Source organism: Akkermansia muciniphila, assembly GCF_900184965.1.
Lineage (GTDB): Bacteria > Verrucomicrobiota > Verrucomicrobiia > Verrucomicrobiales > Akkermansiaceae > Akkermansia > Akkermansia muciniphila_A.
The window spans coordinates 39639-63788 of record NZ_FXYA01000154.1; the positions used below are offsets into that span (position 1 = coordinate 39639).

The window sequence follows — 24150 nt, forward strand, 5'->3', positions numbered from 1 at the left end:
TCCTTGCGCTCCTTAAAAAGAACTGTGCATAAGTTATGCTTATGCCCCTATGACCAACACTCAAACAATGATTCAAGGGGATTGCCTACCCTTCATGAAAGCTATGCCGGATGCGTCTTTTGATGCAGTCATTACTGATCCTCCTTATGCGTCCGGGGGGCTAACAACAGCGGATCGTAAGGCTTCCCCTGTACGCAAGTATATTTCCCGCGATAGACATCCTTCTTTTGATTCCGATACCCGCGACCAACGTTCCCATTTCATGTGGTCGGTCTTATGGATGGCGGAGGCGCTACGCCTGACGCGCGAGGGCGGCTGGCTGATGGTGTGTTCCGATTGGCGGCAACTGCCGACCACCAGCGACGCCTTGCAGGTGGCGGGCTGGACATGGCGCTCCGTGGTCACTTGGGACAAGACGGAGGCATGCCGCCCCCATCAAGGCATGTTCCGCAATCAAGCCGAGTTCGTCCTGGTGGCCACCCGCGGCAGCATCGGCAAAGAGCAGGACCGTCCGCGCGTGTTCCCGGCAGGCGTTTTCCGTCATTACCTCAAACCCTCTGATAAGCACCATCTCACGGGCAAGCCCGTTGCTCTAATGGAACATCTCATGACGGTTCTGCCTGCGCAATCCAAGATTCTTGACCCGTTCGCCGGGTCAGGTTCTACGCTGGCAGCGGCACAAAATTTAGGACATGCCGCAACCGGGATTGAACTATCTCCGGAATATTATCGGATCGCCTGTAATCGGCTTGGCCTTGCTTTGGCCTCGTAATATTAACGCCCCTCTTCGGAGGGGCTTTTCATATCGCAACAACCTGTCCCGCTTCGGTAGTTTTATGTTCCTTCATCGCAACTACCCGTCTCTTCTTTCCATCGCCGTAATCCCACGCCATTGCTAGCTTTCAAGCTATTTCACCCCTAATTCACCCTATTTCAACTATACTGTCCCTTTTCACATGGGAGGTACAAAGATTCCAGGCCGTGAAAAAGAGATGATAGTTGTCAAGATTAGAACCCCAACGGATTACGAAAATCGCCGGTGTCCCGGGAATTTTCTGTGAGCTTGGGGTCGGCGGAAGGGAGACCGGGAAAGGAGCTTTTCATGCGTTAAAAAGCCCGCCTCTCCGGCAACCTAGGCCTGTACACGATGCAGGGACATCCTAGCCTGTTCCCTCTTTCCCGTCCAGAATTTTGCAGGCTTCTCCCTAGAAACCGTTTTATTCTCTTTTCCACAAAAGAAGAGGCGCCCCGGTACTGCCGTGCCCTCGAAGCGACCTGCGGAAAATATCTGCGGTTTACATGATACCTTTGCGCGTCCACCTGTTCAGGCTCAACAGCCATACCAACGCCACGGAGACAGCGGAGGCCAGACAGGCCATCAACGGAATTTTCACGGCGGAGGGCAAACCTCCCAGCCCGATGAAATTCACGAAGTCATAGGAGCACTGGACAAAGAAGAAGTGGCACAGATACACGCCGAAAGTAAGCGCCGCCGCCTTGCTTAGCCTCGGATCTGCCTTGATTTTTAGCCGGCTGACAATGACAAAGATGGCAAAGGTCATCAGGAATACATTGATTCCGGAGAAATACCAGAGCACTTCCAACTTGGAGTACTGGCCGGGGAAGTGCTTCTGCGTTTCCAGAAAGCCGAAGAACGTAACGGCAAAACCGATCAAAAAGAGGGGAATCGTAATGGCCAGCGTTTTTTTCCAGCTCCAGGCCAGCGGGTATTTGGTCAGGTAATGCGCCAGCACCATGTATCCCAGGAATCCGGAAAAGTTATAAAACATACCGTACGGATTCCAATCGCAAACACCCAGAATGCCCATATTGCCATAATTGCCCTCATAACCCAGCGCCGGAGCAAGCATCTGGATGTAGGGAAGAGTCATGCTGAATATCCAGATGCCCAGAAAGATTTTCACGTCCTGCCTTTTGGCTTGCGTCAGCCACGCGCTCATGATGGGCATGAAGAGGTACAGGCCCACCAGCATGTATACGTACCACAGGGGCGTGGTATCATAGTTGAAGTTGAAGAAGAAGGTGTACAGCTTGCCGACGGTGGCGCTCCAGGTGTAAGTGTCCATCACGATATTGGGACTGGCCGTTTGAACGCCTGCGGCAAAGTATCCGAAGTAGAGCAAGGGAAGCGCCAATGACCAGACAATGAGCGGAACCAGTACCCTTTTGAGGCGCCTGGAGTAAAAAACGCCCATTTCCAAGGTGACCGGAAAGAGCAATACTCCGGAGATCATGGCGAACAGAGGCACGCACGGCCGTACCAGACTGCCCCAGAAGACAGCGGATTTAAAGTTGAAGGAACCGTCAAAACTTCCTACGAACGGATCACAGCAATGGGCCAGGACAACGAGGAAACAGGCCAGAATACGCAGAAAGTCCACCCAGGCAATGTGGCTGCCGCAAGAATTCGGTGATTGGTTGATGTTCATGGTTACGTGGGAGAAAAAGGCGCCGCGTCATCGCAAACGTGTCTGATAATATACCCGTTTCCCGGAAACGTTCTATCATCAAATGGGAAAAAGAAATAAATTCGGAGAAGTTTATCTCTCCTTCAACAGGACACGCCGCTTCCTTCCCTGCAAGGGAAATTTTTCCGCCGTATTCCGATGAAGAACTATTCTGAAACAGAAGGGGAGCCCCATCCAAACGCCCATGTTTTCCTTTTGAATTTGTAGGGGGGGATTTTCATTCATGCTCATGGCTAAGATTCCCGGAAACCGGAATTCAGGCCCTCTCCCTCCTTCACACGCTGTCCGTCTTAAAACTGCCCGGCGGCGGGATGAGATTGCCGTAGCGGTGAACGGTTTCGGAAACAGACTGTTCCCGGAAATATCCCAGCAGTTCCAGCCGCCCATTGGCAAACACGGGACGGTCCAGCACTTCCGCATCACATGCACGGGCGGCATTGGCCAGAGCCTCGGAAACATCTGTTCCACGCAGGAATCGCACGCCTTGAATCGCTTCCGGCATCCGTCCGATCAATTCCGTTTCCGTTTCCACCGTCAGGGAAGCATAGTAGCCATTCATTTTCCGAATCCAGGGGCGCTCTTCCCCTACGCTCAGATGCAGGAGCACCCCGCACAGTTTCGCCCCCAGCAGCAGAATGGCGACGTCATCGTCGGACATGTTTTCCACACGGGCCAGAATCCCCTTCACAGGGATATAGCGGAAGGTATTATTTTCTCCGTAAATATGGGAGGGATCATGCTCCACGCCGAATTCCTCCATCCACCACTTGGCCTGGGAACCGGCCGCGGAACGGATGCGCTTGGCGCAGTCCGGCAGCTCGGAGCACAGTTTTTCCACCAGGCCGGAGATACGCTCACCCGGCGTGCGCAGCTTTTGGGGCAGCGCCTTTTCCTCCCAGCTTCCCAGCATGGTAAGGTAGTTGGGACCTCCGGCTTTGGCTCCAGGTCCCATGGAGGAATGGTTCCACCCGCCGAACGGCTGGCGGCGGACGATGGCGCCGGTGATGACACGGTTGATGTACGCGTTGCCCACCTGCACTTTAGTTTTCCACAAGGCAATTTCCCGTTCATCCAGAGACTGAAGGCCGCCGGTAAGGCCAAATTCGGAGTCGTTCTGGATGTCAATGGCTTCCTCCAGGTTTTCCGCACGGATGATGCCCAACACCGGACCGAAGCATTCCGTCTGGTGGAACCAGCTTCCCGGTTTCACGCCCAGCCGGATTCCGGGCGACCAGAGGCAAGGGTTGTCTTCCGAGGGTTCCGGCTTGAGCAGCCATTCCTCTCCGGGCTCCAGCTGCGTCAGCGCACGGAGCAGATTTCCTTCCGGCTCCCTGATGAGCGGCGTCACCACGGAGTTTACTTCCCAGGAACCGCCTACCTTCAGGCTGGCGGCGGCATCCTTCAACTGACGCAGAAAAGCAGGATTGTCATAAACGGAAGCCTCCACAATAGCCACGCTGGCGGCGGAACACTTCTGTCCGGAATGGCCGAAAGCGCTTTTCACCAAATCCTTCACAGCCTGGTCCGGGTCAGCCGTAGCGGTAATGATCATGGCATCCTTTCCGCTGGTTTCAGCCAGCACGTGCAGGTCAGGCCGCAGTTCGCGCAGCATTTTTCCGGTGCGGTAGGATCCCGTCATGATCACGCCGTTCAACCGGCGATCCATCAAAAACTTGCGGGAAATTTCATTGCGCGGCATCGGCACGAATTGAAGGACGTTTTTAGGAACACCGGCGCGCCAGAACGCCTGGGCAATCTGCCAAGCCGTATAAACGGCCAGTTCGGACGGTTTGAACACCACGGCATTTCCCGCCATCAGGGCGGCAGCTACTCCGCCCGTCGGAATGGCGAAGGGGAAATTCCAGGGAGACATCACGCAAATGATACCCAGCGGGGACATTTCCACGCCGTCGTTCATTCCGTCGCGGTCCAGGCCTTCCGCGTAATAGCGGCAGAAGTCTATGGCCTCGCTCACCTCCACATCAGCCTCCGTGGGCGCCTTTCCGGCATCCCTCACCATGGCCGCAATGGCTTCCCCCCTGATTCTGGACAGCTCCTGCGCCGCCCGGTGCAGAATTTCAGCTCGCTCGCCAATGCTCTTGGACGCCCAGGAGGAACGGGCCCTGTCCGCCGTGTCCAAGACATGTTCAACCTGCTCAAAGTCCGCATAAGCGAATTTATAGGAAACTTCATTATGACGGGACGGATCGCGCCCCACGCCCCATAGATTAGTCGTAATTTCCTCACCATCTATAACCAGAGGGATTTCCTCGCCGGATTTTTCCTTCTCCGCGGCAATCAGTCCGTTGATCCATTCCGCATTCTGCCTCAGAGACCAGTCCGTATCCCGCTCGTTGGCAAAGGCGTCCCGGTAATGTGAGGGCTGGATGGGGTCCGCAGCGCGGTTCTGCGTACGGTTGGGGCCGTACTTCACCTCATCCTTTTCCTGACAGGCCTTCAAAAACCTCTTTTTCTGAACCTCCCAGCTCCGGGACCCCGGCGTCATGCCGAAGAGATCATGCAGGAAGTTTTCCTCACTGGTATTTTCATCCAGCCTCCGCACCAGGTAGGCAATGGCGCTGTGAAAGTCTTCCTTCAGAACCACGGGGGCATAAAGGAGCAGACCGTCCGCCGCCTGGCGGATGACCCGCGCCTGATGGTTCGCCATCCCTTCCAGCATTTCGAATTCCACCTGGTCACGCACGCCTTCCCGCTCACGCAGCAGCATGGCATAACATAAATCAAACAGATTGTGGGAAGCCACGCCGAACTGCACATATCTGGCATTATCCGGCATGCAGCCGTAATGGAGCATTCTCTTGTAATTGGCATCCACCTGGGCTTTCGTGCCATACGGGGCCTGCGCCCAGCCATGCATGGAGGCCTCCACCTTCTCCATAGCCAGGTTGGCGCCTTTCACCAGGCGTATTTTGATGCGCGCCCCCCCTTGCTCCACGCGTTCCTTCGCCCAGGCGCACAGCTTCATCTGCTCCTCCCAGGAATCCGGTAAATAGGCCTGGAGCACAATTCCCGCCTCCAGATGCATGAATTCATCCTCCATCAACGTACGTTTGAACGCTTCCGCCGTCAGATGAAGATCACGGTATTCCTCCATATCCAGATTCACGAACTTGGGCTTTCTGGAACCGTCCGGCAACGTTACCGCATTGGTAATGGCCGCCCGGTACAGGATACGCAGGCGCTCCTGAATCAATTTGACGGTTTCTTCAAAGGCTACCAGATGAATCTGGCTGAAAATGGCTGAAATCTTGACGGAAATATAGTCACAGTCCTTGTCCGTCAGCCGGTCCACGACCTGCTGAAGACGGTGGTGCGCCTCGCTTTCACCCAGAATGGCCTCTCCCAGCTGGTTGATGTTCATCCGGATGCCGGCCTTGCGCCTGCGGCGCAGGTGGGGGCGCAGTTTTCCATCCTCAGCAGGAAGAATGACATTGGAGCTTTCCTTTCTCAACTGGCTGGTAATCATGGGCATGACCACACCCGGAAATTGATCGGAAAATCTCCCCCCCATCTTCATGGCGAAACGGTCCGCCGCAGACAAATAACGGGGAACGCCATATCCGTCCAGAAGATAGCGGAACAACTCCGCGCCCCGCGCCGGAGAAGAAGGACGGAACACCCGATCCGCCAGCGCCAGCGTAAACGCCTTGCCCGCAGGATCATTCATCATCCGCTCCATTTGCTGCGCCTGCCTCTTCTCCGTCCCTCTCATCCCGGAATTCGACTGCCTTAAAATGGATTCCGCCAGTTCCACAGCCTTGGCTGCCAGCTGCTGGTCAGTCCATTGGCCTCGGCGAGCCTCCGCCATCATGTCCGGGATGGATGAATCTGTCATAACGGTTCGAAGACTAGCCCCGGACATGGGCAAAATCAAGCCAATTTGCCCGGTCCTTCCTGTGGAAAGAGGAATCACGGAGGGAAACGCATCCTTTGATTCCGTGGCGGAAGCAGGGGTGCTTCCTGTCCATTTCCGGCAACTCAGGAAAGACGCATCAATCATACCGCGCAGCCGCCAGACGGGCTCTCCTCAGCTCTTCCCTGAGCTGGTGCGCCCGTCTGCCGCAAACGCTGGAACGGTTCATGTCCCGAACCTCTTCCAAAACCGCAACCGCATGGTTGAAGGCATCCTCGCTTTCCGGAGTATGGGCTTCCCGGTACAGAACCTCCTCCAGCCGCACCCAGAGGGGATGCACCATGGAGAGCAGAATTAACTGGCGCTCCTCCACGGATAAGGAGGGATCATCCGCGCAGGCACGCCACGCTTCCAGGCATGTTCGCATGGAAGAAGCTTTGCTGGCCCGGAAAGACTCGCCAAGCAATTCAGCCGTTTTCCTGTTTTTCTCCAGACGAAGGGCCGCCTCCCGGGCATTCAGAAAAGCCGGAGCCGTACAGTTCAATTTTTCCAGACGCTTCATGGTGCCCGGATAATCCCGGAACCAGGCTTCCGGAGGCACCTGTTCCAGCTCCCGGCAAATAGCGGAAGCCTCTGCCGCAGGCTCCCCGCCCTTGGGAATATCATTCACCCGCGTCACCGGCCGCACGCGTTGCGCTTTTTCCGCAAGCAGGGCCACCTTTTCCCGCAGGGAAGCTGCAGAAGCCCCTCCCTCCACCAGGTCGAACACGCGTCCCTTGGAATCAAGAAAAACCACGGAAGGCAACATGCGCACACCATGCATCGCCGCCCGGGAAAGGCTGCCGCCTTCTTCCCAATCTTTCACGGCAGGATGTCTGGGAATCGTGACAAACTGCACGTCACGCACATATTCATCCAGCGCGCGGCGTTCTTCCGAGCCCGGCTGGAGCGCTTTCAACCAACGGGCTTCCGCTGAACCGGGTTCCGCTGAACCGTACACGACCAGAACAGGGAATGGAAGTGAAGAAGCCGCAGAACAGGAGACGGCAAGAGCATCCGTTTCCGCATGTCCCGGAAACGCCAGCGCCAAAAATGCAATGGCCGCCAATGTCCTCATGAATAGACTGCCAGCCATCAGCCCCTCCTGATGGTAATGCGCTTGTAACGGCTGTCTCCGTCTTCGGACTCCGTCACAATTCCTTCCATGGACTGAAGGGCATTATGCACCAGGCGGCGGTGGTAGGCATTCAACGGCGGCATCTTCATCGGCCTGCCGCTCTCCTGGACGCGTTCGGCCAGGGAACGGGCCTTTTCCAGCAGGCGGGCTTCGTTGCGCTCCCGGTAATGGTCGCAATCCACCTTCACGCGGGGAGCATTCTCCATCTTGCGCTGGATCATGCGGTTGACCAGGTACTGAAGGTCATCCAGCCTGTCCCCGTCCCCCCCAATGATGTACTGTGAATCCGGAGAAGCAATATTCAGGCACACGATGCCGTCCGTCTCCGTTACTTCGATATCCGCGGAAAACCCCAGCGAAGCCAGAAGGTTCTTCAAACTCTGTTCAGCTATTTCTTGCACCGTCATTACTTTAAATTAACAGGAAAAAGGTTCCATACCGGAAAAACCGTCTCGCGCCGGACGGCGCGGGCCTTGTCTCCAATACCCGATTGACGTAAAAATCATAACCTATTTATTCCCCTCGTCTATGAAAATTTGTGGAAGCTCCGTTCCATTTCATGTACGCAAAGCCGTCCCTGCCCTGCCGTTCCGGCAACGCGGTTCCGTTTCTCCCTTCGGCGCCAGATGCAGGAAACACCGCTCAGAAAGGAAATCGACTGTTTTCTGCCAGCCCGCGGCCGTACCCCGGTTATCTCCGCTTCTCCCTGCCGCCAATGAAACATGGGATACAGGCATCACAGTCATGCCAATCAAAAAGGCATCTCCGCACAGCCCGTTCTTTATCCCATAAAATATTAAATACCAGTTTCTATAAAAAATTTTTCATCAGCTCCGGGGAAATACTGATGACAAAACAGGGCGGAACATCTCCGGAAAAAGGGAAGTCGAACTATTACCCACATAGAAAAATTCGATCCCTCATGAACAAGCCAATGAAAAAAAAGAAGCCGCCCATGGAAAACAACATCGCCCCTTTTCCCAACGGAAAAGAAGCCGCTCCCCATTATACGGATACGATTGATCCGGAGCTCATCAAACCCACTCCGAAACCTACGCCGCCCAATGCGGAACCTTCCGCGCCCGGTTCCATGAAAATGCCGGATAACGCTACGGAAAAAATCAGGGCGTTGGATGCCATGCGCTCCAACGGCATGGGACAGGCCCTCACAAGCAACCTGGGAATTAAAATATCCGATGATCAAAACACACTTAAAGCAGGAAGCAGAGGCCCATCTCTGCTTGAAGACTTCCACTTTCTGGAGAAAATGGCTCATTTTGACCAGGAGCGGATACCGGAACGCGTGGTTCACGCAAGAGGTTCCGGGGCACATGGTTATTTTCAGGTGTATAAATCCCTTTCCAAGTACACCAAAGCGGCTTTTCTGCAGGATCCGGGAGAAAAAACCCCGGTCTTTGTGCGTTTTTCCACCGTGCAGGGCTTCAGAGGATCTCCGGATACAGTAAGGGATATCCGCGGTTGGGCCACCAAATTCTATACCAAGGAAGGCAACTATGATCTGGTAGGCAATAACACGCCCGTCTTCTTCATTCAGGATGCCATCAAATTTCCGGATTTCGTCCATGCCGTCAAACCGGAACCCCACAATGAAATGCCCCAGGGACAGACGGCCCATGATTCTTTCTGGGACTACGTCTCCCTGCAGCCGGAAACTCTGCACAACGTCATGTGGGCCATGTCGGACCGCGGCATCCCCAGAAGCTTCCGTACGATGGAAGGGTTCGGCATTCATACGTACAAGCTGGTCAATGAAGAAGGAAAAAGCACTTTCGTCCGTTTCCACTGGAAACCGCTGTACGGGAAAAAATCCCTGGTGTGGGATGAAGCCCAGGTATTGACAGGACGCGATCCTGACTTCCACCGCAAGGATCTCTGGCAATCCATTGAAGCCGGAGATTATCCGGAATACGAGCTGGGGCTGCAGCTCATCCCGGAAGAGGACGCAGACCAGTTCGACTTCGATATTCTGGACCCTACCAAGCTCATTCCTGAAGCACTGGTTCCCGTGGAAATCGTCGGGAAAATGGTGCTGAACCGCAACCCGGACAACTTCTTTGCGGAAACGGAACAGGCAGCCTTCTGCCCCGCCAATATCGTGCCGGGCATTGACTTTTCCGACGATCCTCTGCTCCAGGGCCGTATTTTCTCTTACAGCGATACCCAGCGGCATCGGCTGGGTGGAGCCAATTTCACGGAAATTCCCATCAACCGCCCCATTTGCCCCTTCCACAACAACCAGAGGGACGGCTTTCACCGTATGCAGATAGACGCCTCTCCGGCCAACTATGATCCCAATTCCATCGGGAACAACTGGCCGAGAGAAACTCCCCCGGAGAAAGGCGGCTTCACCACCAGCCCCCAGACGGTAAGCGGTGTCAAGGAACGTCTGCGGAGCCCCTCCTTCGCGGAATACTATTCCCACCCGCGGCTGTTCTGGATGAGTCAAACTCCCGTGGAACAGGAGCATATCATCAACGCGTTCAGTCTTGAGCTGGGGAAGGTGACGCGCCCCTATATCCGGGAACGCGTGGTGGACCTTCTGACGCGCATTGATCCGGACCTGGCAAGCGGAGTGGCCCGCAACCTGGGAATTGAACTCACCAGGGAACAACTCGGCAGGGAACTGCCCAGGCCCGTCTGCGGACTGGAAAAAGATCCGTCATTGAGCTTGTACGCCCATACGGACGGCAACCTTAAAGGCCTCCGCGTCTCTTTACTGGCAGCGGACGGCGTCAGCCTGAAATCCGTGAAAGAAATCTGCGACGCCCTGCATGAAGAAGGTATCCATCCCCAAATCATTGCCCCGCACATGGGAAGCGTAACAACGGAAGAAGGGGAAATTCTGCCGGTTAATGGGACTCTGTCCGGCACTCCTTCCGTCCTGTTTGACTCCGTCATCGTCCCGGAAGGAGAACAAAGCATCGCAGCGCTCCTGAAAGACGGAGATGCCAAGTATCATTTGCGCCAGGCCTACAGGCACCTGAAAGCCATCGGACTGCCCGGCAACGCCAAAGCCATGCTTGAGGCAGCCTCCCTGCCCCAGGATATGGATGATGCCGGACTGCTCATGCCGAAGGACACCAAATCCCTGATGCCCTCCTTCATCACGGCCATGAAACAGCACCGCGTCTGGAGCCGCGAGCCTAAAACCCTTGATTTCGGCGCCTAGATTCGTTCCTTATTCAGGAACCGCTTCCCAATACAGGCTGCCCCGTCGAAAGGCGCGGCAGCCGTTTTTATTAAAAAATCCGAGGAGTTATAGCATCATAACCAACATCAAAAAGCAACTATTCATATCCCGTCATACCCTGTCACCTAACAAACTATTCATTAATTAACCCTCTAAAAAACAACGAAAAAGCCCGCACTTTCATTGTGCGGGCTTTTTATTCAAAAAGAAAGCTTTTGGTACACGGAGAGGGATTCGAACCCCCGACCAACTGTGTGTAAGACAGCCGCTCTACCACTGAGCTATCCGTGCATGAGGTGGCGGGAATATATACCGGAAAACCGGACCCGGCAAGGAGAAAATGAGAAAAATGCGTTTTCATCTCCTTGTTCTCCGTATCAGTAAACTCCGGAAAAAGAAAAGAAGGCAGGTGAAAATTTCCTGTTCCTTTCCGGGAATATGCTTGCGAATTATCTCTGAAACCTGTTTCCCTACCTGACGTCCACACGCCGGAGCGCACGGTAATGCAGGATAATGAAGAGGACGCACAGTACAGCCTCGGCCCCATAGAACATGTCTAACGCATCCCGACCGGAGGTGAACCCGTAGGAATGCAGCCCCACTCCCAGCATATTGACGCCCCACCAGGCAAAGGCAATGATAACGCCGCCCACCACATTGCTGAAGTGGAGTAGCCAGGAAGACAGCCATCCGGCTTTCCGGGCATGCAATACGGTCAATTGCCACAGAACAATCATCAACGCTCCGTTTTCCTTGGGATCCCAGCCCCAGAAACGCCCCCAGGATTCATTGCCCCAAATACCCCCAAAAACCGTTCCCACCAGCGTAAACACCAGGGAAAAACACAAGATGCCGTAAGCCATGCGGTCCAGGGATTGTTCCGTTTTTCCGCCGATCAGGCGCAGGGGGGAAGCCAGGAGGTATATATGGGAGAGCACCGCCGCCAGCAACCCGGCCGCGTACCCCAGCACAATGGTAATGACATGGGTGGAAAGCAGGAAGTTGGAGCGCAGGATGGCCACCAGGGGATCCATATGGTCCACAGCCTGGGAGGATTCATACAAAATCCCCATCTGACAGGAGAAAGCCCCAAGCAAAAGCCCCGCCGCCAATACGATTCCCTTTTTACTGAAAAGTTCCACCACAAGAGCGCAGAGCACCCCCATGCAGGCGATGAAAGCGATGGTTTCATACGTATTGCCCACCGGGGACCTCATGGTGATGAGCACGCGGATGACCAGCGCCGCAGCCAGCACTCCGGCTCCGCCCGCGCCTGTCAGCCACGCCAGGCTGAAACCTCCGGGCCGGAGAAAACGCCGCCAGAGAGGAGCGTTGGCAACCGGGCGGAAAAGCGCGCAGAGCAGCAGGCACACGAACGCCGCCACAAAGACAGCCAGGGAAACATAAAGCGGATCCAGACGATAGTAGAAAATTTCTCTTTCCAGGCCGTGCCGCTCTCCGGCGGAGGCGGCTTCATTGGGCTGAACCAGCTTTTCCAGCAGCAGGCCTTCCGCTTTCATCCGCAGTGCGGAAGCCTCCGCCCCTGCCATGCCGACTGCCTTGCGTTCCAGCAGGGACGCCATTGCCAAAAAGGCTCCGGCAGCTTTGTCCGGGGCAGCCGTCCACAGGCGTTCTCCATCACGGCCGACAGCAGGAAACCAGCGCGGGAATTCCATCCGTTCCATGGCGGCGGGGTCTTCCAGCATGATCCGGGAGCCAAGCATCCAGCCCCGTACCACGTCAAAGTTGCGGGCAAGGGACAGAATTTCCTTCTGGGCTTCTGTCAGATTCGTTTCTCCCAGCAACCGGATTTCCCGGACGGCACGGGTCATTTCCTCCCAGCGTTCCGCAAGCTGCGCATAAGAGTATTTTTTCCGCTTGTCTTTCTGGTCCGGCAGGTGCAGGCGCCTGACCACCTCTTCCCGATTGACCAGAAAAACAGGGTATTGTTCCGCCAGCTCCGGACGGAACATGCTGTCCAGCATCCATTCCACTGGGGAGAGCTTCCTTTTCCCTTCCGGCGTATCAATCACCAAGCTTCTTTTACCCAGCGTCCGGAGCAGATGGAAACCCGCATAAGTAGAAACAGGTTTCAGGCGGCCGCCGTCCTGAACGGCCATGGCCCCGGCCCGTTCCACCAAAAAGGAAGACCAGGGCACATAATGTTCCACCAGAACCGGATGGACGGCAGGCCGCGCCGCCAGCATGCCGATGCCGAAGATGGCCGCTACCAGCAGGCAAATGCCTGCCAGGCGCAGACGTTTTTTTCCGCCGGAGGCGGAAGCAGCCTGCGGTTCCTCCTTCACCTCCGGTTCGGCAGCCGCAAGCCCGGGTTTACGGCGCAGGTATCTGCCGAAAACACAGCCAAAATGCCACAGCAACCCTGCAGCGATGATGTAGGAGGACCATTTGGGCATCTGCTCCAGGGGATTATGGGAAGCGCGGAGAATGGAGATAAGCCTGCCCGGATGCAGGGAATCCTGACCCCAGCTCATCTGGTACAGCGTCCAGCCGGAAAGGCGCAGAGGCTCGTTCATGCGGATAACGGCGTCATACTGACCGTCGGATTCCGGGAAGACGGTTACCTGGGATTCATAGGATTTAGGTTTGGAAGTTCCCGGATAAAACTCCGGCACAAAGCGGTTCAGGCGCAAATCAAACGGAAGGGAAGATTCGTGCACCCGGTCCCCCTGGGGCAGTTCCACCTGTTCCACGGCCACCGTCATTTTGTTGCCCAGCATGATGCCTGCCAGCAGCAGCAAAATACCCCCATGAGCCACCAGCACGCCCGCGTGCCTCCAGGTCCACCGGATGCGGAACATCCCGCCTATGAGCAGGTTGATGAACAGTAGGACGCAGGTAATGCCCATGCCGGGCAGAGGCAGGGAAATCAGGGAGTTCTCCCCGCCCAGCGGTATCAGCACATACGCCGCCCCGAAAAAAGACTCTATGGCAGCCTCCGACCCCATGGAGGAAGACAGTCTCACCTGGTGCAGCGTTCCGGCAAAAGTCAGCGCCAGAAGAATCAGCATCAGGGCGATGCCCAACCCGTAGCTTCCGGCAACATTCCAGAGGCTGCGTCCATATTTTTCCCAAGCCGCATCCGTTCGTTCCCTGTCCATCAGCGTAAGGCGTCCGTAGTCCAAAAAGAGGGCCGATTGCACGATCAGCTCGTGAAACCGGCCTCAACCATATCTCTGGATAAAAAGTTATTAAAAATTGTCCGCCAATTCTTCAAAGAATGCCTGGGGATGCGCGCAGGCCGGACACACCTTGGGGGCAGTGGTGCCGGTATGTACATAACCGCAGTTGCGGCACTTCCACTGGATTTCCTTCTCCTTGGCAAAAACCCTGCCTTCGCGCACGTTTTCAGCCAGCTTGAGGTAACGGGCTTCATGGTGCTGCTCTACGGAGGCAATCTTGCGGAAAGTTTCCGCAATGGCGGGGAAGCCTTCCCTGTCCGCCACTTCGGCAAATGCAGGGGACATGTCGGACCATTCGTCATGCTCGCCGGCGGCTGCGGCCAGCAGACAATCCTCCGTAGATTCCAAAGGAGCCGTGCAGACGGCGTGTGTTACTTCAATGCAGGCGTCTTTCAGCAGTTTGAAAAATACCTTGGCATGTTCTTTCTCATTGTCGGCCGTTTCCAGAAAGATAGCGGCAATCTGTTCGTAACCGGCCTTCTTGGCTACGCCGGCAAAGTAGGTGTAGCGGTTGCGCGCTTCAGATTCCCCGGCAAAAGCCTTGAGAAGATTCTTTTCTGTTTCTGTCCCTTTGATGGATTTCATAAATTAGTCATCTGGTTGCGTAAACGAAAGCATCCTAATAAGACGCCGCGAAAAAACAAGCAATTATTGAATGAATCTAAAAAATGAACATATCCGGAAAAACAAAAGAGGTACCAGGAAGTGTACAAACGGCCTTACGGGTATCATTACGCCATCTGCCCGAAAAACAGCAACCTCCCGGCAGTGTATATCCATGCAGGCACGGACGGCAGCCATGACCTCGGCTACGGATTGCTTAAAGAGTTCCGGCACAGAGGCTTTGCCACGGAGGCGGCCAGGGCTGTTGTCGCCCGGTTGAAGAAAGACGGCATGCCCTACATCACGGCCACACACGATATCAGGAATCCCCGCAGCGGAGGCGTCATGAAACAGCTGGGCATGCGCTACTAGTATTCCTATGAAGAGCTGTGGCAACCCAAAAATATTCCGGTCACTTTCCGCATGTACCAGTTGAATCTGGATGGACAGGAGGACCGGGTTTATCAGGAATACTGGAACAAGTCATCCGTCCGTTTCAAGGAAACCGGTATCTGAATTCCCAATACCCGGCCTCATCCACAGGAGCGCCTTCCCGCCCTGTGAAACATGGCGGCTACCTCCGCATCCGGTCACCTTCCCGCCGGTTTTCCGGAGAAAGTCCTGCTCCACGGTTCTTCCAGCTTGTCCGGAACGCTTTCCAGCTCCCGGAGTATTTTCTCCCGCTCCCGGGAAATCCGCTCCTGATCCGCAGAAGCCGGAACAGGCTGATCCCCGGGCAGCGGCATCAGCCCGTCCGCCGTCCTGCCACCATTCGGGGCAATCGGCGGAGCAACAACCTTGCTGTCCTCATCCGGTTCCGGGCTGACCGGCTTCTGCTCATCCATCTTTCCGGAACTTTCCGGAACAGCCAGGTTCCGGTACAGGAACACCAGGTCCCCCGCCTCCACGGCGCCGCTGCGGATATCCGCAGGAATGCGCGCACGTCCCATCCGCTCCTCCGTCACGATCAGGTTGGCGACTCTGCATTTTTCCTCCCGTCCCGGAGATTGGGAGATGAGCACGGTCCCCGGTTCATAAACGTTCCCGGCCAGCGCAATCAACACATAATGATGATTGGGATACACCTGCTCCACCTTTCCCACATATACGGGGGGAGGGGCTGCTTTTTTAACGGGCTGCTGCACCTGCTGGGAACAGGAAGCGCCCAGCAGCACCAACGCCGCCAGAACCGGCAGGGAAACAATTCTCTTCATGGGGAGTTTCTTTCGTCGTTTCATTCCACCAGCACCTTGCGCGGACGGTTGGTATTATCCGCCGGGGCAATAATGCCGCGGGATTCCAGCAAATCCATCATGCGCGCCGCACGGCCGTATCCGATGCTCAAACGCCGCTGCAACAGGGAGGTGCTTACTTTACGCTCCACGACGGCCACTTCCAGACACTTGGCATAACATTCCTCCTCCGCGTCGTCCAGCGGACTGTCCGCTCCCCCCCGGGAAGGCTCGTCCAGGGATTTCTGAACCTCTTCATGGAATTTCTGCTTGGCCTGGGAAGCGCAGTGGGCCACCAGGGCTTCCACCTCATCGTCAGAGATAAAGGCACCCTGAGCCCGTTCCACCTGGGCGGAACCCGGCGGCAAATACAGAAGGTCCCCCTTGCCCACCAGTTTTTCCGCCCCCTGCCTGTCCAGAATCACGCGGCTATCCGTACCGCTCGCCACCTGGAAGGCGATGCGCGTCGGGATATTGGCCTTGATCGTCCCCGTCACCACCTGCCTTCGGGGCGTCTGCGTCGCTACAATAAGGTGGATGCCTGCGGCGCGGGCCTTTTGAGTAAGACGGCCGATATTCGTTTCTATATCCGCTCCCACTGTCTGCATCAGGTCCGCAAGTTCATCAATAATAATGACGATATAGGGGAAGCGTTCGGGGATAACTTCGTCGTCCTCCAGATCCAGTTCATCATCTTCTTCCACGGGCCATTCCCCCTGGGATTCCAGGTCTCTGGCAATGGATTCCGCCAAAGCTTCATCCCCCTGCCCGTCTTCCGGTTCCTCCGCCTCTTCCGCAGGAACATCCGGCGGGCGCTTGTTAAAAGCTTCAAAATTTCGCACGCCCACCTTGGCAAAGCAATGGTAGCGGTGCTCCATCTCATTCACGCACCAACGCAGGGCATTGGGAACTTTCTTGGGATCCGTCACCACCGGAACAATCAGATGCGGCAGCTTGGAATAAGGCTGCATTTCCACCACCTTCGGATCCACCAGGATGAGCCTCAGTTCATCCGGACGGAATTTCAAAAGCATGGAGGAAATGATGCTGTTGATGCACACGGATTTTCCGGATCCGGTGGCGCCGGCCACCAACAGGTGCGGCATAGACGCCAAATCCCCGATCACGGTGCGTCCATACACGTCCTTCCCCAGAGCCAGCGGTATCTTTTTCTTGGGGGAACAAAAGGCCGGGTCCTGCAAAAGCTCCCGCAGGGGAACAGCCACCTTCTTCCGGTTGACGATTTCAATTCCCACCGTATCCTTGCCCGGAATGGGGGCCACGATGTTCACGCTTTCCGCCTTGGTCGCCAGCGCAATATCCTTCGCATACTGGTCAAAAGTGTTTACGCGCACGCCGCGCGCGGGATAGACTTCATAACGGGTGATGGTCGGGCCGCGGGTAATATCCCCCGGCGTCACGTCCACGCGGAATGTCGTCAGGGTATCAATAATTTTCTGCTGTATTTCCAGCATCTCTTCCTTGTCTTCCGCCGTGGGGCCTTCCGGCTTTTCCTCATAATGCAGCAATTCAAAGGGGGGCAGCTCATACTCGCGGAATTCTTCCGTGGGCGGCGTGGACAATCTGGAAAAAGGCTGCTCTTTGGGCGCGGGCTTCATTTCCGCCGGTTCCGCAACGGTAATCCTGGGCCGCGGAGCCAGGGGAAGACGGCCCTGGGCGCGCGGAGCGCCGGGAGGAGGGGCAGAGTCCTTCGGCCGGGACGGAGAAGCGGCAGCCGCTTCATGATACAAACTTTCCAGATCGTCCCCGGTGCGCTGGAGACGGGGAACGGAAGCCCGGCCCTTTGTAACCGGTCTGGGGGCGGACAAAGCGGCATCCTGCATGCTGGCCCTCACGCGCGCAGCTTCCCTGGCAAGCTGGGCGGTCTGGCGCGCCAGCATTTTTTCCTTCCTGTTCATACGCCAGGCCCTCCATTCCCGCAGCATGGCCCGGCAAAACGGCCGGGGACGCATCCCTGCCGCATAAACCAGAGCCATCAAATAGCCAAATCCGGAAAGCGCCAGCACAGCGGATCTGCCGGCCAACGGGAGAAACAGACCGGTTCCCAGCAAATGGCCCGCCAATCCTCCCGCCCCCTGAATCTGGTGGCGGGCCACCCATTCGTTTCCCGGCACATGCCCGGCCGTCAGAAACAGGCATCCGAACAACAGCAGGCATAAACCTCCGTAAACCACGCTGCGGGGCAGTCTTCCATGGTGGAGCAGACGATAAAGCCCCCACCACTCCAACAGAATAACCAGCATCCAGGCCATGCCTCCCAGCGTCCAATAAAAAATCCCCGCGCCATATAATCCCACCGTTCCCAGCACATTGGACGTACCCGGAATGACCTGCCCGGAACCATTTAAATAACTCCAGCCTATTTCCCGCACATCAAACGTCAGCATGGCAGCCAGAAGAGCCGCCCCCCCCAACAGAGACACGACGCCCCATGCCATTCCAATCCAAACAGGGGAACGCCCCTCTTCATGCTCAAATGCATGATGCTCCTGCGTATCCAATGCCATACCTGTTTTTATTCTAGCGGCTCTTCGCCCTAAACTCAAGGCCAAACCGGGAAGAAGAGGATTTGCGCGAATCAACTTCCCTCAAACCTGGAAGCGCCGAGTTCCGGACCGGAAGAGCATCGCAGAAAAACGCCCTTTCCCTACCTGAGAAAATACTGGCCTTACCCCCCCAAAATCAATAAAACCGAAGCAATTTCAATGCTTATTTTTCATATCTGTTTGATTATTTATTATTAGCATAAATTTTTATTATAAAAAGACATATCGTTTGACATTTTGATGATTCATGAAACATTCAGCGGATTTCAAATCCTATTAAAAAAATAGGAATATTGTAATTTAACTCAACTTTCTAATTGTCAGAATTTTAGTGAACCAAAACACATAATTCCTACAACATTCGCCTCTTATTGTTATATTCATAGATAATAATAAGCAGTTTTTTTTGAGGGATTACTATTGACACCGAATTTGAAATCCGTTAATTAGAAATCTCCCCCCATGATACAGCAATTACAGTCTGTTAACCAGGTACAACCCTTATATGCGGGAGTGTCAGCCAATCTCTCCCCAGCACGTCCGGCGGGACCAATCCTGCCGGCCGCTTCTCATTACTGCTGATTATTCCCCTGCCTTTTTCAAACACTTTCTTATTTCGAACAAAAAAATCAAAATCATCAAATTTAACATCATGACTGAACACAAAGCGGCCTTTTTCTTTCAACCCTCCGGAAAATCGCAGCCACGGAAGGCAGCACGCCATTCCCGCAGCGCTTCCGGCACAAGAAAGAAAACCCTTTGATCCGGAATAATATCTTCCCCTGTTTTCCGCGTTCGTCTTTCCCTCCCAAAAGCAACGTTCCTCCTTCCTCACCAAATGAACACAAACAACCTCATCAATAAAGCCATTCTGTGCTCCCTGGCCATGGCCGGAGCCGCTCTCCTGCCTTCCTGCGTCAGCCCCAAGGAAGTCCTTTATATCCAGGACGTTTCTGAAAATTCCAGGGAAAACATCAAGGCAAACTACCAGACAACCATCCAGAAAGACGACCAGCTCTACATCGCGGTCAGCAGCAAACAGCCGGAGCTCACCGCACCTTTTGCCGTGTCTGAAATAGGCTCCGCCTCCGGCAGTTCCAGCAACAAACCCAAAGGATATCTGGTGGACGCCCAGGGCTACATCGTCCTGCCCGTCATCGGCAAAATGAAAGCTGCGGGCAAAACCTGCTCCCAACTGGCTTCCGACATTGCCGCGACCCTCAAGAACAATGACTACATCCGGGACGCCTCCGTCAATGTGCAAATCATGAATTTCAAATTCTCCGTTCTGGGCGAAGTTAATGCCCCCGGAACCTACACCATTGAAGGACAGCGCCTGACAATTCTGGAGGCCATCAGCCGGGCGGGAGACCTGAATATTGACGGCAACCGGGACGTCACGCTGATCCGGGAAACCAACGGAACCCGTCAAATCGCCAGCATTGATTTGCGCAGCAAGGATCTGTTCACTTCTCCCTATTATTATATCCAGCAAAACGACATCATTTACGTGACCCCCTCAGACCGCAAGGTCAACACGCGCAGCGACGCTGCCCAATGGTACGGCTGGGGACTCTCCGGGCTTGGCATTACTCTGGCCGTGGTCGCCCTGTGCCTGTAGCGGACATTCAGCCGCTTTCCCGTCCGGTTAATCATACCTGAGAACGGAAATATAGGGACGGTTCGGTTCAACCGAACCGTTTTCCTAGGGATTCAGTCTTCCCACACAACCTTCCACCTTCTTTCCTCTATGACAAAAAATACAGCTCCCACCCCTCCTGGTACGGAAAACACAGAAGAAACAGCGCTTTCCCTGGATACGGTGCTGATGATTCTGCGCCGTTACTGGTTCATCATCATTCTGGCAGCCCTCGCCGGAGGCACGGCGGCCTATTATCTGGCCGGCAAACAGAATTATATTTATCAGAAAAAAGCCAGCGTTCTGATGCGCGACTCCAAAACAGGCAGCGACGCTTCTTCCGAACGCATCATGGCGGAATTGAACATAGACCCCAACGCGGCCAACCTGGCCAATGAAAGCCTCGTGCTTAAATCCACCGCATTAATGAACAAAGTGGTGGAAGACCTCAACCTCAACACATCCTATTGGCAAAAAAAAGACTTCAGGGAGCTGGACCTCTACCATGCCAGTCCCTTATTGGTGAACTTTGAACAGATCGACAAGCAGCGCGCCTGCACTCTGCACATCACGCCGCTGGATGAAAAACGCTTCACGCTTGGCCATCCCAATAATCAGGGGGAACTCATCCTGCTGGAAGGTTTTTACGGCAAACCTCTCACGCTTCCTTTTGCCACCGTTTCCGTCCATCCTACTTCCCTGATGACCGACGCATGGAACGGAAAAACCGTCATCGTACGGCACTCTCCCGTCCTTGAAACCGCCAACGCCCTGCTCCATGGCCTGACCATTACCCGTCCGGACTCCAAGGAATCCAGCCTTCTGGAGATGACTCTGACGTCCAGCAATCCTCAGAAAGCCGAAGATACGCTCAACCACCTCATCCAGGTTTACAACCAAATCTCCAAGGACGAACGGAACAAGGCTTCCCTTAAAACGAAAATCTTCATTAGGGACCGGCTGCAAGAACTTGGAGCCTCCCTGAGCGACGTGGACAAGAAACTCACCGAATTTAAAACGAAGAGTGACATCGTTAAAGATACGGACACAACCATGAGCGCGGATTTCAGCACCTCCCAGGCGCTGGAAAAGGAAATCTTTGATCTTGAAACTCAAATAAAACTGGCGTCCACCCTTGCTGACAATCTCAAGGAAAGCGAACGCAAGCAGGGGCTGATCTCCGTAGAAACCGGTCTGCCCGACTCCGGCATCGCCCGGCAGATAGAACATTACAACGAGGCTTATCTGGAATATCAGAAAATTGCCGGAAGCGCCGGCTCCCAAAACCCGATTACCGTGAGCCTGAAGGACAGGATGAATTCCACCAGAGCGGCGGCTAACAAAGCTCTCTCCAACTACCGCAGCAATCTGGACCTCAAACTTAACCAGCTTATCGACAAAAGGAATTCCCTGACTGAACGCCTCACGGAAACTGCCATCAAGGAACAGGAAATCATTCCGCTCATCCGCGAACACAAGGTTAAGGAAGAACTGTACCTGATGCTGTTGAGCAAGGAACAGGAAAACGCCCTAGCCATGGCGGTAACGGAATCCAATGCCCGGGTTCTGGAAGCCGCCCATGGCCCCAACCTCCCAATCTCTCCTAAAACCATTAAATACGTCGCTGGAGGAACGGCGGGCGGGGCCCTGCTCAGTATCCTGGCTTTCATGGGAGTGGCCATGTTGAACAATAAGGTCAACAATAAACATGATCTCCCCTCTGTAAACAGGCAGCCGGTCATTGCCGAACTGCCCCAAATGAGCAAAAAAGAAAGCAGGAACACCAAACTTTTCATTCAGGACGAACATTCCGTCATCGCGGAATGCTTCCACATCCTGCGCAATAACGTAGATTCCATGCTTCCCAGGCCGGAACAGGGGGGGCACGTCATTCTGGTCACTTCCACCCTCCCCGGGGAAGGGAAAACCTTCACTTCCGCCAATCTGGCAGCCGCTTTCGCCTATGCCGGCAAAAAAGTCCTTCTCATTGACGGGGATTTACGCAAATCCTCCCTGACCCGGCGCCTCGGCGGCTCCGGCCGCAAAGGGCTCACCTCCATCCTGCTCCGCCAGAACCCCGACACCGCGGGCGTCATCCGCCCTGTAGGGGAAGACACCCGCGGCATGGATGTCCTTTATACCGGTCCCACGGTGCCCAATCCGGTCACCCTTCTCAGCCATCCCCTGCTGGGTCAAATCCTGAGCATTCTGAAAAAACAGTATGACGCCGTCATCATTGACGCTCCGCCCTACGGCATTCTGGCAGATACCGCCATTCTGGCATCCCTCAGCGATATCACCCTGTACACCTTGCGCAGCGGGAAAATAGACAAACGATACTTAACCCAGATCCAGCAACTGGCCGATCAGGGAAAACTGCCCAATATGGCGTACATCATCAACGGCGTCAACTTCAAGTCCGCCAGCTACAGCTACTATGGCTACGGCTACGGTTACCAGTATGGCTACGGCGCCAAAGACCCGCAGCAAACCGCCAGGAAACGGGATTAACAAGAGCAGGCCATGCATAAGCCCAAGGCTTTCTTCCCTTCTCTTTAATCTTTTTCGCAGCAACCATGTTCGGCAACCTGTTCACTCCCCGGTACACCACATCCAGCCTCTTTCCGGACGGCATGGATATGCATACCCATATTCTATGGGGAGTGGACGACGGAGCCTCCAGCCTCAAGGAAAGCCTGGGCATCATCCGCCGGCTCAAAGCCATGGGACTTAAGGGAGCCTACTGTACCCCCCATATCATGGCGCGCTATCCGGAAAACACGCCCGACTTCCTGCGCCGCCGCTTTGACCAGCTGCTTGCCGACGCCAGGAACGAACACTTCCAGCTCCGGCTTGCGGCGGAATACATGCTGGACAACCAGTTCAGCGAACAGCTGCGCCGTTATACCCCTCTGACCTACGACGGCACCCACCTGTTGGTGGAATTGCCCCAGTACTACCTTCCCGGCGCCTGGAAGGACATGATCAGCGCCGTCCGGGACAGGGGTTACATCCCTGTCCTGGCGCACCCTGAACGTTACGGTCGCATCCTGCAGCAGGAAGAGTTTCTCCAGCTGGCCCGGCAGGAAGGCGTCAAATACCAGGGCAATGTCGGCTCCCTGAAAGGGTTCTACGGCAAATCCGCCGCAGCCCTGGCACAAACGTTCCGCACCCGCCAGCTTTATGAATGGTGGGGGACGGACAGCCACAACATCGCCATGGCCAACCGCATACCTCTGAAAACCTGACTCCTCCTACCCTGTCAACACCCCCTCTCGTACAATACTCATGACAATCCCTACAACTAATGTCCGCGTCAGCAAACCGCTGCATAACAGTTTCTACCAACGCTACGGAAAACGCGCCCTGGATTTCACGGGCGCGCTCTTCGGCCTGATATGCCTGTTTCCGGTATTGGTCATTCTGACTGTTCTGCTGGCCATCATCCAGGGCACTTCACCCTTTTTCTTTCAAAAACGCATCGGGCTCGGCCTCAAACCCTTTTATATCATCAAATTCAAAACCATGAAAGACACCAGGGACAGGGAAGGCAACCTGCTCCCGGACGAAGAACGCACGACGCACCTAGGCTCCCTGCTGCGCAGCACCTCCCTGGACGAACTGCCTGAACTCATCAACGTCCTTCTGGGGGATATGAGCTTCATCGGCCCACGCCCCTGGATTCCCGATCAAATGGACATCTTCACGCCTGCCACCCGGAGAAGAAGAATGTCCCTGCGCCCGGGCATCACGGGGCTGGCCCAGATTCGCGGGCGCAATAACCTCACCTTCCGTCAACGGGTATCTTATGACCTGAGCTACCAACGCCACCTGACCTTCAGGTACGACCTGAACATCTTTCTTTACACCTTCCTCAAGGTCATTGAGAGAGAAGGCATCCAGCAGCGTCCGGACGCTCTCAGCACGCCGGTTCGGGTACTGAAACCAAGGGATATGGCTACCTCCGGTTTGAAAGAAAATACGCAGCTTATCTTGAGAACTATCCGAAAGGAACCCCTTCCCTCCTTCGGAGGGCCTGATCACACCCCCTTGGTTCCCAAAGACCTGCCGACCAGAGGCTTGAGAGCAAATACCCAGCTTATCATGAGAAGCCGCCGGAAAGACGTCCAATAAAATTCATCCACTCCCCTCCAC

14 protein-coding genes, 1 tRNA gene and 1 pseudogene are annotated in these 24150 nt (G+C 55.2%); 7 read left to right on the forward strand and 9 right to left on the reverse strand.

Features of this window, described 5'->3' with window-relative positions:
• Positions 1-49 precede the first annotated feature (49 nt).
• Positions 50-772: a DNA-methyltransferase gene (locus CI070_RS04010; RefSeq protein WP_094136132.1), complete on the forward strand. Its 723-nt coding sequence runs from the start codon at positions 50-52 to the stop codon at positions 770-772.
• Between the two features lie 523 nt (positions 773-1295).
• Here the strand turns inward: CI070_RS04010 and CI070_RS04015 are convergent.
• From CI070_RS04015 to CI070_RS04030, 4 genes are all read right to left on the reverse strand, one after another.
• Positions 1296-2450 carry an acyltransferase gene (locus CI070_RS04015; protein WP_094136133.1) on the reverse strand — a complete coding sequence of 385 codons (1155 nt, stop codon included), beginning with the start codon at positions 2448-2450 and terminating at the stop codon, positions 1296-1298.
• 313 nt (positions 2451-2763) lie between these two features.
• On the reverse strand, positions 2764-6345 hold the full coding sequence (locus tag CI070_RS04020; RefSeq protein WP_179218361.1) for a bifunctional proline dehydrogenase/L-glutamate gamma-semialdehyde dehydrogenase: 3582 nt from the start codon (positions 6343-6345) through the stop codon (positions 2764-2766).
• 157 nt (positions 6346-6502) lie between these two features.
• Positions 6503-7498, reverse strand: coding sequence for a TlpA family protein disulfide reductase (locus CI070_RS04025; protein ID WP_143245577.1), 996 nt, complete (start codon positions 7496-7498; stop codon positions 6503-6505).
• A complete protein-coding gene (locus CI070_RS04030) occupies positions 7498-7947 on the reverse strand; it encodes a Jag family protein (protein WP_094136136.1) in 450 nt (149 codons plus the stop codon). Before CI070_RS04030 ends, CI070_RS04025 begins: the two co-directional genes overlap by 1 nt.
• Before the next feature lie 515 nt (positions 7948-8462).
• On the opposite strand from CI070_RS04030, the gene katE reads away from it, so the two are divergent.
• Positions 8463-10730 carry a catalase HPII gene (gene katE / locus CI070_RS04040; RefSeq protein ID WP_256943541.1) on the forward strand — a complete coding sequence of 756 codons (2268 nt, stop codon included), beginning with the start codon at positions 8463-8465 and terminating at the stop codon, positions 10728-10730.
• 237 nt (positions 10731-10967) lie between these two features.
• Here the strand turns inward: katE and CI070_RS04045 are convergent.
• From CI070_RS04045 to rbr, 3 genes are all read right to left on the reverse strand, one after another.
• Positions 10968-11042 (reverse strand) — tRNA-Val (locus CI070_RS04045).
• Positions 11043-11221: 179 nt separating this feature from the next.
• Positions 11222-13915: a cytochrome c biogenesis protein CcsA gene (ccsA, locus tag CI070_RS04050; RefSeq protein WP_143245578.1), complete on the reverse strand. Its 2694-nt coding sequence runs from the start codon at positions 13913-13915 to the stop codon at positions 11222-11224.
• A gap of 48 nt (positions 13916-13963) precedes the next feature.
• Positions 13964-14539, reverse strand: a complete 576-nt coding sequence (rbr, locus tag CI070_RS04055) for a rubrerythrin (protein WP_094136140.1) — start codon at positions 14537-14539, stop codon at positions 13964-13966.
• 102 nt (positions 14540-14641) lie between these two features.
• Between rbr and CI070_RS13875 the strand changes: the two are divergent.
• Positions 14642-15073 (forward strand): annotated as a pseudogene (locus CI070_RS13875) (GNAT family N-acetyltransferase); the annotation flags it as partial.
• Positions 15074-15147: 74 nt separating this feature from the next.
• Here CI070_RS13875 and CI070_RS04065 read toward each other — a convergent pair.
• Together CI070_RS04065 and CI070_RS04070 are read right to left on the reverse strand one after the other, a co-directional pair.
• The gene (locus tag CI070_RS04065; RefSeq protein WP_094136141.1) at positions 15148-15771 is read right to left on the reverse strand and encodes a hypothetical protein; all 624 of its coding nucleotides are present in this window, start codon (positions 15769-15771) and stop codon (positions 15148-15150) included.
• A gap of 20 nt (positions 15772-15791) precedes the next feature.
• Positions 15792-18317 (reverse strand): FtsK/SpoIIIE family DNA translocase, encoded by a 2526-nt coding sequence (locus tag CI070_RS04070; RefSeq protein WP_094136142.1) that lies wholly within the window; start codon positions 18315-18317, stop codon positions 15792-15794.
• 877 nt (positions 18318-19194) lie between these two features.
• Here CI070_RS04070 and CI070_RS04080 point away from each other — a divergent pair.
• The 4 genes from CI070_RS04080 (at position 19195) to CI070_RS04095 (ending at position 24129) form a co-directional block, all read left to right on the forward strand.
• Positions 19195-19977, forward strand: a complete 783-nt coding sequence (locus CI070_RS04080; RefSeq protein ID WP_094136144.1) for a polysaccharide biosynthesis/export family protein — start codon at positions 19195-19197, stop codon at positions 19975-19977.
• A gap of 129 nt (positions 19978-20106) precedes the next feature.
• On the forward strand, positions 20107-22506 hold the full coding sequence (locus CI070_RS04085) for a GumC family protein (RefSeq protein WP_094136145.1): 2400 nt from the start codon (positions 20107-20109) through the stop codon (positions 22504-22506).
• 65 nt (positions 22507-22571) lie between these two features.
• Entirely contained in the window at positions 22572-23243 is a 672-nt protein-coding gene (locus CI070_RS04090; protein ID WP_094136146.1) for a tyrosine-protein phosphatase, read from the forward strand.
• A gap of 40 nt (positions 23244-23283) precedes the next feature.
• Positions 23284-24129: a sugar transferase gene (locus tag CI070_RS04095; protein ID WP_094136147.1), complete on the forward strand. Its 846-nt coding sequence runs from the start codon at positions 23284-23286 to the stop codon at positions 24127-24129.
• Positions 24130-24150 lie beyond the last annotated feature (21 nt).